The organism is Janthinobacterium silvisoli (genome assembly GCF_014200725.1).
Taxonomy (GTDB): domain Bacteria; phylum Pseudomonadota; class Gammaproteobacteria; order Burkholderiales; family Burkholderiaceae_D; genus Janthinobacterium.
On sequence record NZ_JACHCL010000001.1, the window covers coordinates 1606960 to 1623007 of the forward strand.

The following is a 16048-nucleotide window of genomic DNA, read 5'->3' on the forward strand; positions in this document are numbered from 1 at the left end:
GATTTAACTTAAGAAAGAATACCGATGCTGATACACCCGATGCCCGACCCGATCGCCATACAAATCGGCCCACTCGCCGTGCACTGGTACGGTCTGATGTATGTGCTGGCCTTTGCCCTCTTTATCGCGCTGGGCCGGGTGCGCATCAAGCAACCGCACATCGCCATCCTCGGCTGGAAAAAGGAGGATCTGGACGATATGCTCTTCTATGGGATGCTCGGGGTGGTGATCGGCGGGCGCCTCGGTGAAGTGCTGTTTTACCGTCCCGAATATTTTGCCCAGAACCCGCTGGAAATCTTCATGGTCTGGCATGGCGGCATGTCCTTCCACGGCGGTTTCCTGGGCGTGATACTGGCCATGTATTTGTGGAGCCGCAAGGCGGGCCGCAACCTGTTCGACGTGCTCGACTTCATCGCGCCGCTGGTGCCGCTCGGTTACGCAGCGGGCCGCCTGGGTAACTTCATCAATGCCGAACTGCCAGGCCGCATCGCACCGGAAAGCTTGCCATGGGCTATGCAATGGCCAGGCATTCCGTATCCCGTGCACCCATCGCCGATCTACCAGATGCTGGTCGACGGCATCCTGGTCTTCATCATCCTGTGGCTGTTCTCGCGCAAGCAGCATCCACGCATCGCGGTGGGCGCCATGTACACCTTGCTGTACGGCTGCGCCCGCTTCTTCACGGAATACTTCCGCACGCCGGACTGGCAAGTCGTATGGTTCGGCGTACCGATCACCTCGGGCCAGATGCTGTCGCTGCCGATGATCGTCGGCGGCATCGCCCTGCTGGTATGGTCATACAAGTACCGCATCATGGCCACGCCGCCGACCAAGGCACGCGCGACAAGCTGAGGCTAGCCCTTTAATTTATCCGTAATCACCTTCCATTGCGCCGGCGTCACCGGCGTAATGGACAGCCGGCTGCCTTTCTTGAGCAGCAGCATGTCTTCCAGCGCCGCTATCTGGCGCATCTCGGCCAGTGGCAGCAGCGCCGTTTTCTTCAAGCCCCGCACGTCGACGCTGATCCAGCGTGGCTGTTCCTGCGTGGCCTTGGCATCGAAATACTTGCCGCCTTCTTCAAACTGGCTGTGATCGGGGTAAGCCGTGCTGGCCACTTCGGCTATGCCCGCCACGCCCGGTTGCGGGCAGCTGGAATGGTAGAACAGTACGCCGTCGCCTTCCTTCATACCGTCGCGCATGAAGTTGCGCGCCTGATAGTTGCGCACACCAAACCACGGCAGAGTGTGTTTCGGCGCCGCCATCAAATCATCGATGCTGACCTCGTCCGGTTCCGATTTCATCAACCAATATTGTTTCATGCCTACTCCCTATCAAAGCAACAGACGTAAAAAAACGGTTGCGCATTCATATGCTGCAACCGTTTTCAGTTGTATTGCAAGCTTGTTTCAAGCTCATTTCAATTCGGCCCCGCCTGTGCCGCTGTGCCGGCATCCCGAACCAAACGGTTCAAGGTGGTCACGTTAGTTCAATTTCGGGTTCGTCGAACGAGCGACGCTCACTCCCATCAAACAAAATTCGCAACCGATGCGCATAAATGGTTCAAGGAATATATGGCAATCGCGAACACCGCAGGGTAGGACGAAGTTTACTCCTTTGCTCGCGCATCGCAAAGACAAATCGTAGCGATTCGTACGCGGCTGGCTTAATATTCCATAACAACATCTGACAAAACCGTAGCGAGCGGAAAGGAGTTGTGGTTGAGAAGCGCAGCTGTGCGGATGCACAGTGAGCATCGCAGGCCGCAAATCGCGACGCGCAATAGGTTTGGTCAGATGTTTAAAAAAGGTTTTCCTGGGGCGTCAGTGCGGTATCGAGTACCGTGTGCATGGCCGCGATCTTTTGCTTGACTTCCAGTATCGACAATTCCGACAACGGACCTTGCGGCGACTTGACGGACAGGAATTCGGCAGCCACGCCCAGAGCGGCCAGCACGGCGATGCGGTCATTGCCCTTGACCTTGCCCGCGTCGCGGATGGCCTTCATCTTGCTATCGAGGTAGATCGACGCTTCGCGCAGCGCGCGCTCTTCACCGTCGGCGCACAGCATGCTGTAGGCCTGGCCCATGATATTGACATCGACACGCGGCATTACGCTTCCTTCCCGTTTTCCACAACTTCAGCATTGGCTTCCGAGGCGGCTTGCTCCAGGCCAGCCTGCACCAGTTCAGGGATTTTTTCCAGCAAGGCTTCCACCCGCTCCTGCGCCTCGCGCATGCGCTGCACGTACATGGCGTTGTCAGCGGACAGGGCGATATTGTCCTTGCGCAGTTGCGCGTTTTCACGACGCAGCGCATGGGTCATTTCGGCCAGCAAGCCGATTTTGTCGGATAATTCATTGAATTCGGAAATCATTCCGCCACTATAGGGCGGACGCTCCATGGGCGTCAATCGAATCACACCGCTGTCACACATATTTACATCAATACAGCGCTGTTGTCGTGAAAGAACTGTTTTTCAGGTCCGTGGCGGCAGCCTGGCAGCCACCACGGGTAAGCCACTGCTTACTTCTTGTGGTTTAGGTATTACCGCTTTTATTGCCCGCTTTCATGTCCCGGCACGATGTCATACGTGTGCATACGGTTCTCGCAGGAACGGCGCTGCAAGGTTTGCGTGCCGCCCTTGCCATCCAATATCATCGTCAAGTCGCGGCAGGTGTGATAACTACCGGGCTTGGCGCCCGTGTTCGATGGCGCCAGGCTGACCTTCAGGGGCACGGGATTGCCCAGACCCTGGTTGCTCCAGTGGCTGGCCACGCCTTCTTCATTGTCTCGCAGAACGGTTTCTGCAGCGTTGATCAGCGCCTCTTTCTCCTTGGCGTTCAACTTGGCCACCGTGATATCGGACAAAAACGGCGGATAGGCCACGGGCGCCGCATCCTTGCCCTGCACATCCCAGCGTCCGCTATCCTGAGTACAAGTACGGCGGCTCAGGTCTTGTGTCTTGCCGCCAGCCTTGACGATGAATTTCAAGTCGCGGCAAGCGTGCGCCTTGAGGCTATGTTCGGTCAAGCCGGAGTTGCTGAAGTTGTACGTCACCGTCACCAGATGGGCCTTGTCGCTGCCGTTGTCCCAGACATGGGCTTGCTGGTCGTCATCGTCCTTGTTCAAGTCATTGAACAAATCATTGAGCAACATGTCCTTTTCCAGCGGCGTCAGGGTGGCGATCGTCAGCTCGTCGAGGATGGTGGCCGTTTGCGCACTGGCCGTGCCCATGCAGGCCAGGCCGATCACAGCGCCGCCAAACAAACGCAAAAGCGCAGGAGAAAAAAGGAATGGAATAAGTTTCTTTTTCATAATAGTTTAATGTTTGATATGTAATTTTAATCATCTTAGCAAATTTAATATTCAAACTACGCAGGCACACGCCTACCGGAACAGACCCCAACCATCGCCCATGCTACAGTCGCGTTTGCTGCTGATGCCCGGGAAAGAGCTTGCGTCAGCGCAAACCCCTGCTTATATGCAGGCTGCGCAGATCATCTAAGCTTATCTTTCTATTGAATAAGCTCATGACCGTCCCTATAATTAGCATGCGTTAGCACTCGTTAGTAGAGAGTGCTAACAAACTCTTTCCTGGTAATCCACAAGCAATGATTGTGTTTGCCCGGCGAACTGCAGGCAAAACGACTGGTGGGCGACGCCATGACGCGAAGGCCGCAAGACGCCGGACAACACAAGCATGGCCTGGGGCTTACTGAACTGTTGCAGCTGTTGTTTCAATGGCAGTCAACTGAAAGCAGGCCTGGCCTGGCGCCAGGCTGGTTTTACCAATTAGCAATACTTATCCATTGAACTTTAAGGAGTTTTGTATGAATCTGCGCCCATTGAACGATCGCGTTATCGTCAAACGCCTCGACCAGGAAACCAAAACTGCGTCCGGCCTCATCATCCCTGATGCAGCTGCTGAAAAACCGGATCAAGGCGAAGTCCTTGCCGTAGGCAATGGCAAGATTCTCGACGACGGCAAAGTCCGTCCTCTGGATGTCAAAGTAGGCGACCGTGTCCTGTTCGGCAAGTACGCTGGCCAAACCGTCAAAGTTGACGGCGATGAGCTGCTGGTCATGCGCGAAGAAGACATCATGGCGATCGTCGTCAAGTAATTGTTTCCACGTTGTAGACATTTTCTACATCCTGAAATTTCTGGAGAATTAACATGGCAGCTAAAGAAGTAGTTTTCGGCGACGCAGCGCGCGCCAAGATGGTTGAAGGCGTGAACATCCTCGCCAACGCAGTGAAAGTCACCCTGGGTCCTAAAGGCCGTAACGTGGTGCTGGAGCGCTCGTTCGGCGCCCCTACCGTGACCAAAGACGGTGTGTCGGTTGCGAAAGAAGTTGAACTCAAAGACAAGCTCATGAACATGGGCGCGCAAATGGTCAAGGAAGTTGCTTCCCGTACCAGCGACAACGCTGGCGACGGCACCACCACCGCAACCGTGCTGGCACAAGCCATCGTGCGCGAAGGCATGAAGTTCGTTGCCGCCGGCATGAACCCGATGGACCTGAAACGCGGCATCGACAAAGCAGTTGCTGCCACCGTGGAAGAACTGGCGAAAATCGCCCGTCCTTGCACCACCACCAAAGAAATCGCCCAAGTTGGCGCGATCTCGGCGAACTCGGACTACTCGATCGGCGAGCGTATCGCTGAAGCGATGGAAAAAGTCGGCAAAGAAGGCGTGATCACCGTGGAAGACGGCAAATCGCTGAACGACGAACTGGACATCGTTGAAGGTATGCAATTCGACCGTGGCTACCTGTCGCCATACTTCATCAACAACCAAGAGAAGCAAGTTGCCGTTCTGGACAGCCCATTCGTCCTGCTGTGCGACAAGAAAATCTCGAATATCCGTGACCTGCTGCCGGTACTGGAACAAGTCGCCAAGGCTGGCCGTCCACTGCTGATCATCGCAGAAGACATCGAAGGCGAAGCGCTGGCTACCCTGGTTGTGAACAACATCCGCGGCATCCTGAAAACTTGCGCAGTGAAAGCACCTGGCTTCGGCGACCGCCGCAAAGCCATGCTGGAAGACATCGCTGTCCTGACCGGCGGCCAAGTGATCGCTGAAGAAGTCGGCCTGACCCTGGAAAAAGTGACCCTGGCTGAACTGGGCCAAGCGAAACGCATCGAAGTGGGTAAAGAAAACACCATCGTCATCGATGGCGCTGGCGAAGCTGCAGCTATCGAAGCACGCGTAAAACAAGTACGCGTACAGATCGAAGAAGCGACCTCGGACTACGACCGTGAAAAACTGCAAGAGCGCGTAGCCAAACTGGCTGGCGGCGTTGCCGTGATCAAGGTAGGCGCAGCCACCGAAGTCGAAATGAAAGAGAAAAAAGCCCGCGTTGAAGATGCACTGCACGCTACCCGCGCTGCCGTGGAAGAAGGCATCGTGCCAGGCGGCGGCGTAGCCCTGCTGCGCGCACGCGCCAACATCGCGATCAAAGGCGACAACCCTGATCAAGACGCTGGTATCAAGATCGTCCTGCGCGCAATGGAAGAGCCACTGCGCATGATCGTGCAAAACGCTGGCGAAGAAGCTTCGGTCGTCGTGGCAGCTGTTCTGGCTGGCTCGGGCAACTACGGCTACAACGCAGCCAACGGCACCTATGGCGACATGGTTGAAATGGGCGTTCTGGACCCAGCTAAAGTCACCCGTTCGGCGCTGCAAAACGCTGCTTCGATCGCATCCCTGATGCTGACGACCGACTGCATGGTCTGCGAAATCGCTGACGACAAAGCAGCTGGCGGCATGGGCGGCGGCATGGGTGGTATGGGCGGCATGGGCGGTATGGACGGCATGATGTAATGTCCTGCGGCCTTGCGCGCAGGCGACGGCGCACTCGGCCGCATACGCCGGCACAGCGCTAGCGGGCCAAAAACTGCTGGCGCGACACCGGCGGCCCCACAGCCACCTCCTTCGGAAGGTGGCTTTTTTTTCGTCTTTTTTTGCCCACTTGCACTTTTTGCTTTAGCATGGCCGCCATCATCCACCTCATGTAAACCGCCATGCCGCCACGCGCCTCTTCTTCCAAAACCGCCATCATTGCCGGCACCCTGGCCGGCCTGCTGGCTGCCGCGCTGGGCGCCACCTATGTGTACCAGCATGCGCCGCAGGAACACCCGGCAGCGGCAGCAGCAGAAAAAGTGGCAGCGCGCCAGGAAGAGCAGGCCGTCACGGCACTGATGGCGCTGCCGGAATTGAAGGCCTGGGCCGCGCATATTGAAAAGGTCTCGGAAGGACGCGCGCATGGCGCCGTGATGCTGACAGCCCCCGAGCAGCGCGTAGTCGAAGGCCAGTCTTATTATCAGCTGAGCTTTTTTGAAAACACGCCGGAAGCTGCCCACCTGTGGGAAAGCTTCCTCGTCACGCCGGACGGCAAGCATATCCTGGTGGACGACACGGCCAGCGATGAAGTGCTGAGCCTGGAGCGCTGGCGCAAGGAAAGCGCTCCCATGGACCGCGTTGCTATCCAGTAACTACCCAGCAACAGCCGCTACCGGGGCAACAGCTGCGCTGCGCACGCGCGACACCCACCATACCGTCAGCAGCGACAAGCCCGCCGCCAGCCAGCCATTGATGCCATAGCCGCTGATATGGCCTGCCGCATCGGTCGACAGGGTCAAGCCGCCCAGCAAGGCGCCCAGGCCGCTGCCCAGCTGCTGCAGGGCAGAATTGACGCTGAGGAAGGCGCCCCGCTTCTGCGGCTGCGGGATGGTGGTCAGCAAGGCCTGCAGGGGGATAGTGCGGCCCGAGACCAGGGTCATGAAGAACGGAAACACCACCAGCAGCGCCAGCAAGGGCAACTGCGGCAAGTGCGTGATCAAGAGCATGGGCAAGATCGACAGCAGCGCGATCCAGCGGTACACCTGCTGCTTGCCCGCCTTGTCTGCCCAGCGCCCGATCAGCCGCGCCGTGAATAAGGTAGCGCAGCCACCGGCCAGGTAGACCCAGGTGACATCGGCCGGGGCGATACCGAGATTACCCACCAGCACCGGCGAAATAAACGGAATCACCAGCATCGACGCCGTCATGTTGACGATGGACAAGGCAAATGCATCGAGGTGGCGGCGTTCGCGGAACAGCGCCAGCAAGTTCGGCAGCACTTGCGTCAAAGGTGTTTTCGGCCCCGCCAGATGCGCATTCAAAGGTGGCAGCACGCGCGAAGCGGCCAGCCAGATCAGCAGCGACAACAGCACCAGCAAATAGAACGGCGAAGCCCAGCCAAAGTGCGCGGCCAGCACCACGCCGATCGGCACGCCTGCCACCGCCGCCATCGCAAACGAGGTCATGACGACACCGGTGGCCGCACCGCGCCGCTCGGCCGGAATCACGTCGCCGATAATGGCCATGATGATGGCGCCCAGCACCCCGCCGGTGAGTCCCGCAAAGGCGCGTGACCAGATCAGCACGTGGAAATTGGGGGCAATCGCGCAGGCCAGGTTCGACACGGTGAACAGGCAAAACATGGCCAGCAACAGTTTTTTACGGTCAAAACGGTCGATATAGGTAGCCGCCAGCAAGCCGGACAAGCCCGCGCACCAGGCATAGGCCGACACTGCGCCAGACACGGTGGCCGGGCCGATGTTGAAAGCGTGCATCAGCTGGGGCGCCAGCGGCATCATCACCATGAAATCCATGATGACGGTAAATTGCGTCAGGGCCAGCAGCCACAGCAGCCAGCGTTCGCGGGTGGGGGGCAATGTCATCATCCCAGCTCCTCGATATCTTGCCTGGCCTGCCGCAAGATGGCGCAGATGGCGTCGAGACGGGCCGCACTGAGAGCGTCATAGCGCCCACGCGCGATCACGGCGGCCTTGAGTTCGTGCATCAGTTGGCGCAAATCATCTTCGGCCGGTGCAGCGACCTTGGCGGCAATCGCATCCACATAGGCACGGTTGGCTTCCAGAAAGTCCAGGCCTTCCTGCGTGATGCTGTGCAGCTTCTTGTTGCCATCGAGGCTGACAGCGACATAACCCTGCCCCACCAGCCCATGCATCAAGGGATAAATGGCGCCGGGACTGGGCGCATAGCCGCCACCGGCACGCTCTGCGATGGCCTTGATGATGTCGTAGCCGTGGCGTGGTTTGTCGGCAATCAATTGCAGCACCAGGTAGCGCAAGGTGCCTGCATCAAACATTTTGGGGCCGCGCCCCGGCGCGCCATGGCCGTGACCATGGCTGTGTTGCAAGGCCTGCAGCCGATGGCCGCCGCGCAGGAAATGAAGCATAGGATTCCTTAAGATATATCGTTATAAGATATATCTTAATTTGATGCAGGCAACAGTGCAAGGTTTACTTTTCCGTCTGCAGCTTCGATACTGGCAACATGCTTGCCTTCCATGTGCGCCCCCTCACTGCCGACGATACACCCGCCTACCGCGCGCTGCGCCTGGCCGGCATCAGCGAATTGCCCGCCACGTTCTGCACCACCTATGCGCTGGAAGGCAGCTTGCCGCTGGCGCAGATCAGCCAGCGCCTGCTGGTGAACCGCTACCAAATAATCTTTGGTGTTTTCGAAAACGATAGGCTGGTCGCCATGGCCGGCTTGCGCCGCGAACCGATTGCCGTGGTGCATGACAAAGCCAGTATCTGGGGCGTGTATGTGGCGCCAGACGCGCGCGGCAAGGGAGCGGGCCGGTTACTGCTGCAAACCATCATCGGGCATGCCTGCGCCATTCCCGAGCTGGCATGGCTACGACTAGCCGTGGCGCAAGACAACCATGCTGCCCTGTCGCTGTATCTGCGCTGCGGCTTTACCCTGGCCGAGGGTGCGCCACCGCTGGGCATGCTGCAAATGCAATTGCTGCTGCCCCGGCCTGCCATCGCGGAAACCATGTCAAAAAGCGATGTCTTTATGAAAATCAATGGCTTACGAAAAGTGGAAAAATAGCGGATAGACCATTTTTCCTGTTGCCATCAAGCTCTTCAGGCCTTAGCATCGCGGCTTATAAAAATACTTAGGAAGAGACCATGTCAACGGCCGAGATAAAAAATGCCAGTGGGCAAATGCCCCGCCAGATACCGTACATCATCGCCAACGAAGGCTGCGAGCGCTTCAGCTTTTATGGCATGCGCAACATCCTCACACCGTTCCTGATCAGCACCTTGCTGCTGATGATCCCCATCGATCAGCGCACGGGCGAAGCCAAGCACGTCTTCCACACTTTCGTGATCGGCGTATATTTCTTCCCGCTGCTGGGCGGCTGGCTGGCCGACCGCTTCTTTGGCAAGTACAACACCATCTTCTGGCTTAGCCTCGTGTATTGCGCAGGCCATGCCTGCCTGGCCATCTTTGAAGACAATGTCAACGGCTTCTATTTCGGCCTGTTCCTGATCGCCTTTGGTTCGGGCGGCATCAAGCCGCTGGTGGCGTCCTTCGTGGGCGACCAGTTTGACCAGACCAACAAGCACAAGGCCAAGCTGGTATTCGACCTGTTTTACTGGATCATCAACTTCGGCTCCTTCTTCGCCTCGCTGCTGATGCCGATGTTCCTGCGCGACTACGGTCCATCGATCGCCTTCGGCATCCCCGGCATCATGATGCTGGCGGCCACCATCGTTTTCTGGATGGGCGCCAAAAAATACGTGCACGTGCCGCCTGCACCGCCGAACCCTGATTCGTTTACCCGCGTGGCCCGCACCGCCCTGCTGGCGCAAGTCGATGGCGGTTCGCGCGCTGGCCTGTACGTGGCTTACCTCGGCGTGGCCGGCGCCCTGTTCTCGTTCTACATGATTCCCGACTGGGGCTTCGTGATCTCGGCCTGTACCGCGCTGGTACTGCTGCTGGCCTTCGGCAGCATCGGCACGGCCATGCAGCTGGAACGCGCACGCGGCATCCACCCCGACGAAGCGGTCGAAGGCGTGCGGGCAGTGTTGCGCATCCTGGTCATCTTCGCCCTGGTCACGCCGTTCTTCTCGCTGTTCGACCAGAAGGCGTCGACCTGGATCGTGCAGGCCAACACCATGGAAAAACCGAGCTGGTTCCTGCCGGCGCAGATGCAAGCGCTGAACCCGATGCTGGTGATGCTGCTGATCCCGTTCAACAACCTGGTGCTGTACCCGATGCTGAACCGCTTCGGCCTGGAAGCGACCGCCCTGCGCCGCATGACGGCCGGTATCGGCTTTTCCTCGCTGGCCTGGATCGTCATCGGCCTGCTGCAGCTGGCGCTCGATAGCGGCAACGCCGTCTCCATCATGTGGCAAATCCTGCCATACGCGCTGCTGACGTTTGGCGAAGTGCTGGTCTCGGCCACGGGACTGGAGTTTGCATACAGCCAGGCGCCCGTCTCGATGAAAGGCGCCATCATGAGCTTCTGGAACCTGTCGACCACGGTGGGCAACCTGTGGGTACTGATCGTCAACAAGAGCGTGATGAACGAAGGCGTGATCGGCAAGATCTCGGAAAGCGGCATCAGCGTCACCGCCTTCCAGATGTTCTTCTTCGCCGCCTTCGCCGCTGTCGCCATGCTGGCCTTCGGCCTGTATGCGAAACGCTACAAGATGGTCGACAACTACCGCAAGACTGTTTAATCGAAGCGTAGAACGATCTTGCCAAAGGGGCTGGCGCCCAGCCGTGCCAGCCCCACATCTACCTGCCCGACGCCGAATACACTGTCGATCACCGGCACGATGCGGTGCTGTTCAATAAACGCATTCATCCGCTCGAACATGCTGCGCGAACCGGTTTCCACGCCGCGCACATTGATATTCTTGTTCATCACCGTGAAGATATCGAAGGGATTGGTTTCTTCCTGCACCACGCCGATAATCGCCACCGTACCCTCGAACGCAACGGCGCGCGTGGCGCGGCGCAGCGAATCGGTCAAGCCCATGTCCAGCACCAGCCGCGCGCCCTTGCCGTCCGTTAGCGCCTGCACCTGCTGATCCCATTCCGGCGTCACGGAAGAATTGATGGCGTCGTCGGCGCCTGCCGCCAGCGCCCGTTGCAGCTTGTCTTCGCTGCGCGAAACTACGATCACGCGCGCGCCCAGCGCCTTGGCGAACTGGATCGCAAACACGGCCACGCCGCCCGTGGTTTGCACCACCACCGTATCGCCAGGCCCCAGTACCTTCAATTCAGCCACCGCATGCCAGGCGGTCAACGCCGCCACCGGCAAGGTTGCCGCTTGCGCATGCGATAAAAAATCGGGGCTGGCGACCAGCTCCTCTTCATGCAGCACGATTTTTTCAGCCAGCACGCCATCGCGCCCACGGCTACCCAGCGAGCCGCACAAGCCTTCTTCCGTCAAGGGGCCATCGATCCAGTTCGGCAGCACGGTGGTATTGACCCTGTCGCCCACCTTGAAACGGGTCACGCCTGCGCCCACCGCTGCCACTACGCCAGCCGCATCGCTGAAGGGAATACGCCCTTCGACGGGCGGGCGGAAGCGGTTGCCTTTGACAAAATAGACATCCCTGAAATTGAGGGCGATCGCCCGCACGGTCACCAGCACATCGTGCTCACCGAGCGGCAGCGGCGCTTGCTGGTGGCGCACCAGCTGGCCCTGGCCATCGGTGCGATAAATCGTGTAAGTCATAGCGGCTCCAAAAGAATTTTCAGGAAGCCAGTATCGACCTGCACCCGTGGATTAACAATCAGCTTAAAATGCAAAGGTTTATTGCATCATCAGCAAAGATGGAGGTCCAATGGAAATGCTCAATGAAATGGCGGTCTTCGCCCAGGTAGTCGACAGCGGCGGCTTTTCAGCGGCGGCGCGCCATCTGGGCGTGGCGACTTCGGCCGTCAGCCGCCATGTGGCGCGCCTGGAAGCCCACCTGGGCGGACGGCTGCTGCAGCGGACCACGCGTTCGCTGTCGCTGACGGAACTGGGCGAGCAAGTGCATGCAGCCTGTGTGCGCATGCTCACCACGGCGCGTGAAGTCCATGTGCTGGCCGGCAGCTACCGCGCGCGGCCAAACGGCGTGCTGAGGGTCAGCGCGCCCATCGTGTTTGGCCAGGTCTGGCTGGCGCCCCGGCTACCGGGTTTTCTGGACTTGCACCCTGATGTCGATGTGCGCCTGACCTTGACCGACCGCACCATCGACCTGGTGGAAGACGGTATCGACCTGGCCATCCGCATCGCACGCGAACTGGCGCCAGGGCTGGCCGCACGGCCTTTGTGCCAGATGCAGTATGTGCTGGTGGCATCCCAAACCTACCTGGCTGCGCATGGCGCGCCGGACGCGCCGGAAGACTTGCTGCGGCACCGCTGCTGCTACCTGGGATATGGCCAATTCGACGGGCACTGGTTTATGCGCAGTAGCGAGCGCAGCGCCAGCGTCGATATTCCCGCCCGCATCACCATCAACAATAGCGGCGCCATCATGGCGCTGGTGGAAGCCGATGGCGGTATCGGCCTGGTGCCCGACTTTGCGGCGCAAGCGGCGCTGGCTTGCGGGCGGGTGAAACAGCTGCTGCCGGCATGGACCTTTGACACTCCCTATGCCGGCGCCGTGCACGCCGTCTACACGCCGGGCCGGCACCTGGCCTTGAAGGTGCGGGCACTGATCGATTACCTGACGACGACTTAAGTCGTCACCGTCGGCGCAGCCAGTCCCGTGCGCTCGCGGATCTGCGCCACTTGCTCCGCCACCGCGATCAGGCCGGCCAGCGCCTCTTGCGTGGGGATGCTGTGCTGCGCGGGATCGGCTTCGTAGCGCTCCAGGTACAGGCGCAAGGTCGCGCCTTGCGTGCCCGTGCCGGACAGGCGCAGCACGATGCGCGAACCGTCCGTCATGATGATGCGCACACCCTGTTTCGTCGCCACCGAGCCATCGACAGGATCCGTGTAGTTGAAGTCATCGGCCAGCGACACCGTGTAGGCGCCAAGGGTCTGTCCAGGCAGTGCAGGCAATTGGCCCCGTAAAAAATCCATCAGCTGCGCGGCGACCGCGCTGTCGATATCTTCGTAGTCATGGCGTGAATAATAATTACGGCCGTAGGTGGCCCAATGCGCGCGCACGATTTCTTCCACCGGCTGGCCCTTGGCCGCCACCAGGTTGAGCCAGAACAGCACGGCCCACACACCATCTTTTTCGCGCACATGGTTGGAACCCGTGCCATAGCTTTCTTCGCCACACAGGGTGGCCATGTCCGCGTCGAGCAGGTTGCCAAAGAATTTCCAGCCGGTCGGTGTCTCAAAACTGGGGATGCCCAGGGCCGCTGCCACCCGGTCGGCCGCACCTGAAGTCGGCATGGAGCGGGCGACACCCTTCAAGCCTGCGCGGTAGCCGGGCGCCACGTGGGCGTTGGCGGCCAGGATCGCCAGGCTGTCCGATGGCGTCACGTCGAAACGGCGGCCGAGTATCATATTGCGGTCGCCATCACCATCGGAGGCGGCGCCAAAATCGGGCGCGTCGGACGCCGCCATGCGCGCGATCAGTTCATGCGCATTGACAGGGTTAGGATCGGGATGGCCGCCGCCAAAGTCTTCCAAAGGCAAGCCGTTGATGACGCTGCCCTTGGTTGCGCCCAGCAAGCCTTCCAGGATGCGCGTGGCGTAGGGGCCGGACACCGCATGCATGCCGTCAAAGCAGATGCGCAAGCCGCCCGCAAACAGCTTGCCGATGGCGTCGAAGTCGAACAGGCGCTGCATCAGTTCCGCGTAATCGGCCACCGGGTCGATCACCTCGACCACCATCTGTTCGATGTGTACCGTGCCCAGGGTATCGAGGTCGATGTCGGGTGTATCGGCGATGCGGTACTCGCGCAGCTGCTGCGTGCGCGCATACACGGCTTCAGTGACTTTTTCAGGCGCCGGGCCACCATTGGCGATGTTGTACTTGATGCCGAAATCGCCCTCGGGACCGCCCGGATTATGGCTGGCCGAGAGGATGATGCCGCCGCTGGCGCCATGCTTGCGGATCACGCAGCTGACGGCCGGCGTCGACAAAATGCCGCCCTGCCCCAGCATCACGCGCGCATACCCATGCGCGGCCGCCATGCGTAGCACCGTCTGGATCGCGGGACGGTTGTAAAAGCGCCCATCGCCGCCCAGCACCAAGGTTTTACCCGCGCAATCGCCCACCGTATCGAACACGCTTTGCACGAAATTTTCCAGGTAGTGCGGTGCGCGGAACACGCTGACCTTTTTGCGCAGTCCCGAGGTGCCTGGCTGCTGGCCAGCGATAGGAACTGTCTGAATGAGTTGGATTGCCATGTTGCCTCCTTATTAACTTCATATGGTAGCGCATGGCAGGCGGCACGCAAAGCGTTGTACGCGTGCCACGGTGCGCCAGGCCGCTTAGCAAGAGTACAAAAATCACCACATATAGCCTATAATGAGAATCATTCTCATGTGTGGCACGCCAGCTTGCCTCAACACCAACATCCGGACGCCGTGCTTGCCCACTATTACCAAGAATTGCTGAACTTCTGCTGGCGCAGCTTGCGCAACCGCGAGGCCGCCGCCGACCTGGTGCAGGAGAGCTATCTGCGCGTGCTGGGCGTGCAAGACAATTCAGAACTGGGCGAGCAAGCCGTGCGCGAACCGCGCGCCCTGTTGTACCACACGGCGCGCAACCTGATGATCGACAAACACCGCCGGGCCGCGCTGCGCCAGCACGATGCGCTCGACGCCTTGCCAGAGGCCGCCCATCCGTCCGCGCCGCAGCATCTGCAGCCGGAACAAGCATTGGAAGGCAGCCAGGACTGGCGCGCCTGCGTGGACGCCATCGACGCGCTGCCACCGCGCTGCCGCGACGCTTTCGTACTGCACATCTTCGAGGAATTGCCGCATGCGCAGATCGCCGCGCGCATGGGCATTTCCGTGAGCATGGTGGAAAAACATATCGCGCGCGGCATGCTCAGCTGCCAGAAGCAATTGCATTCGCTGCGGGAGTCGGCATAATGCGGCCCATGCAGCAACCACCATCAGAACACGATTTCGGCCCGTCAGCACAGGATGAGGCGGACTTGCGCACCCACGGTGCCGATGCAACACAAGACCCCGTGACCATGGCGGCCGCCACCTGGTTCAGCCGCCGCCGTCAGCTCGACGCCGGCGGGCAGGCAGACTTCGAAACCTGGCTGGCGCAAGACGCCGCCCATGGCCGCGCCTACGCGGCCATGCAAGACACCTACAGCCAGGTACGCCAGATTCCGCCCGAGATCGCCGCCCGCTGGACAGTCGCCCCCGCAGCCCCGGCAGTGCAGCCGCGCCGCCACTGGCTGCGCGCCTGGCCCTACGCGGCGGCGGCCATGCTGGCGCTCAGCGTGGGTGTGGGCAGCTATGAATGGTCGCAGCAGCAAGCGAGCTTTACGCAATCGTATGCCACCCAGCGTGGCCAGCGCCTGGCCGTCAGCCTGCCCGATGGCAGCAGCTTGATGCTCGACACATCCACGCGCCTGAACGTCAGCTTGTACCCACGCCGGCGCGAAGTGCAGTTGCTGCAGGGCGAAGCCATGTTCCAGGTACAAGCGAAACAGGGCCAGCCTTTCGATATATTCAGCGGCCCGCTGAAGGTCACGGTGGTGGGCACGCAATTTTCCGTCCGCAATACCCTGGCCTACGATGGCAAGCTGAGCGTGGCCGTGCAGCAGGGCCATGTCAGGGTGGCAGGCCAAGGTCAGGATCAGGTCGACCTGCTGGCTGGCCAGGGTCTGCAAGCCGATGCGGCGGGAAAACTGTCGGCTATCTCGCACTTGCCGCCCGATAGCGTGGCGCCGTGGCGTAACGGCCGCGTCACGGTCGACAACCTGCCACTGGGCCAGCTGCTGGCCGAATTCGAACGCTATGGCGACACGGGCCTGGTGGTACGCGACCCGGCCGTCGCTCGCCTGCGCATAGGCGGCAGTTTCAGCCTGACGCAACTCAATGGCTTTGCCGCCGCCCTGCCCCAGCTGCTGCCCGTACAAATAGTGCGTAGCAAGGGGCTCAGCGAAATCCGTCTGGCGCCCAAACTGCAAGACCAGCGCCCTTCGGCTCAGCTAGCTGCACCGCTGCCTGCGCAACGATAAATTTTTTTGAAAATAAATCTCATTCTCAGGTGAGGATAAGGCCGCCTTGTGCGTCTACCCGGTTAATCAACGCT

At 60.0% G+C, this 16048-nt stretch carries 17 protein-coding genes and 1 other RNA gene; 9 read left to right on the forward strand and 9 right to left on the reverse strand.

Going from position 1 to position 16048, the window contains the following annotated elements; genetic code table 11:
* Nucleotides 1-24: 24 nt before the first annotated feature.
* Nucleotides 25-852, forward strand: coding sequence for a prolipoprotein diacylglyceryl transferase (lgt, locus tag HDE75_RS07255; RefSeq protein ID WP_183675543.1), 828 nt, complete (start codon nt 25-27; stop codon nt 850-852).
* Nucleotides 853-854: 2 nt separating this feature from the next.
* Here the strand turns inward: lgt and HDE75_RS07260 are convergent, their stop codons facing one another.
* The 5 genes from HDE75_RS07260 to HDE75_RS07280 form a co-directional block, all read right to left on the reverse strand.
* Entirely contained in the window at nt 855-1319 is a 465-nt protein-coding gene (locus HDE75_RS07260; protein ID WP_183675542.1) for an EVE domain-containing protein, read from the reverse strand.
* Nucleotides 1320-1421: 102 nt separating this feature from the next.
* A non-coding RNA gene (gene ssrS / locus HDE75_RS07265) (6S RNA) lies at nt 1422-1599 on the reverse strand.
* 198 nt (nt 1600-1797) lie between these two features.
* Nucleotides 1798-2109: a cell division protein ZapA gene (locus HDE75_RS07270; protein WP_183675541.1), complete on the reverse strand. Its 312-nt coding sequence runs from the start codon at nt 2107-2109 to the stop codon at nt 1798-1800.
* Complete coding sequence (locus HDE75_RS07275; protein ID WP_311735077.1) at nt 2109-2399, reverse strand: DUF904 domain-containing protein; 291 nt, start codon at nt 2397-2399, stop codon at nt 2109-2111. Before HDE75_RS07275 ends, HDE75_RS07270 begins: the two co-directional genes overlap by 1 nt.
* 152 nt (nt 2400-2551) lie before the next feature.
* Entirely contained in the window at nt 2552-3313 is a 762-nt protein-coding gene (locus HDE75_RS07280; protein ID WP_183675540.1) for a hypothetical protein, read from the reverse strand.
* A gap of 515 nt (nt 3314-3828) precedes the next feature.
* On the opposite strand from HDE75_RS07280, the gene groES reads away from it, so the two are divergent.
* From groES to HDE75_RS07295, 3 genes are all read left to right on the forward strand, one after another.
* Nucleotides 3829-4119, forward strand: a complete 291-nt coding sequence (groES, locus tag HDE75_RS07285; protein WP_010400979.1) for a co-chaperone GroES — start codon at nt 3829-3831, stop codon at nt 4117-4119.
* A gap of 53 nt (nt 4120-4172) precedes the next feature.
* Nucleotides 4173-5822 (forward strand): chaperonin GroEL, encoded by a 1650-nt coding sequence (gene groL, locus HDE75_RS07290; protein WP_183675539.1) that lies wholly within the window; start codon nt 4173-4175, stop codon nt 5820-5822.
* Between the two features lie 200 nt (nt 5823-6022).
* The gene (locus tag HDE75_RS07295) at nt 6023-6493 is read left to right on the forward strand and encodes a hypothetical protein (RefSeq protein ID WP_221291763.1); all 471 of its coding nucleotides are present in this window, start codon (nt 6023-6025) and stop codon (nt 6491-6493) included.
* On the opposite strand, the gene HDE75_RS07300 is transcribed toward HDE75_RS07295, so the two are convergent.
* Nucleotides 6494-7726 (reverse strand): MFS transporter, encoded by a 1233-nt coding sequence (locus HDE75_RS07300; RefSeq protein WP_183675538.1) that lies wholly within the window; start codon nt 7724-7726, stop codon nt 6494-6496.
* Nucleotides 7723-8244, reverse strand: a complete 522-nt coding sequence (locus HDE75_RS07305; protein ID WP_260173789.1) for a PadR family transcriptional regulator — start codon at nt 8242-8244, stop codon at nt 7723-7725. Before HDE75_RS07305 ends, HDE75_RS07300 begins: the two co-directional genes overlap by 4 nt.
* Before the next feature lie 98 nt (nt 8245-8342).
* Here HDE75_RS07305 and HDE75_RS07310 point away from each other — a divergent pair, with 98 nt between their 5' ends.
* Entirely contained in the window at nt 8343-8906 is a 564-nt protein-coding gene (locus HDE75_RS07310) for a GNAT family N-acetyltransferase (RefSeq protein ID WP_183675537.1), read from the forward strand.
* A gap of 80 nt (nt 8907-8986) precedes the next feature.
* Nucleotides 8987-10546 (forward strand): POT-type proton-dependent oligopeptide transporter, encoded by a 1560-nt coding sequence (locus HDE75_RS07315; RefSeq protein ID WP_260173791.1) that lies wholly within the window; start codon nt 8987-8989, stop codon nt 10544-10546.
* Here the strand turns inward: HDE75_RS07315 and HDE75_RS07320 are convergent.
* Complete coding sequence (locus HDE75_RS07320) at nt 10543-11553, reverse strand: zinc-dependent alcohol dehydrogenase family protein (protein ID WP_183675536.1); 1011 nt, start codon at nt 11551-11553, stop codon at nt 10543-10545. The two genes, HDE75_RS07315 and HDE75_RS07320, sit on opposite strands and share 4 nt — an antisense overlap.
* Before the next feature lie 109 nt (nt 11554-11662).
* Here HDE75_RS07320 and HDE75_RS07325 point away from each other — a divergent pair, with 109 nt between their 5' ends.
* Entirely contained in the window at nt 11663-12547 is an 885-nt protein-coding gene (locus HDE75_RS07325; protein WP_260173793.1) for a LysR family transcriptional regulator, read from the forward strand.
* Here the strand turns inward: HDE75_RS07325 and HDE75_RS07330 are convergent.
* Nucleotides 12544-14175 (reverse strand): alpha-D-glucose phosphate-specific phosphoglucomutase, encoded by a 1632-nt coding sequence (locus HDE75_RS07330; protein WP_183675535.1) that lies wholly within the window; start codon nt 14173-14175, stop codon nt 12544-12546. The two genes, HDE75_RS07325 and HDE75_RS07330, sit on opposite strands and share 4 nt — an antisense overlap.
* 153 nt (nt 14176-14328) lie before the next feature.
* On the opposite strand from HDE75_RS07330, the gene HDE75_RS07335 reads away from it, so the two are divergent.
* Nucleotides 14329-14865, forward strand: a complete 537-nt coding sequence (locus HDE75_RS07335) for a sigma-70 family RNA polymerase sigma factor (protein WP_221291764.1) — start codon at nt 14329-14331, stop codon at nt 14863-14865.
* Nucleotides 14866-14873: 8 nt separating this feature from the next.
* Complete coding sequence (locus HDE75_RS07340; protein WP_183675534.1) at nt 14874-15974, forward strand: FecR family protein; 1101 nt, start codon at nt 14874-14876, stop codon at nt 15972-15974.
* Nucleotides 15975-16048: the final 74 nt, after the last annotated feature.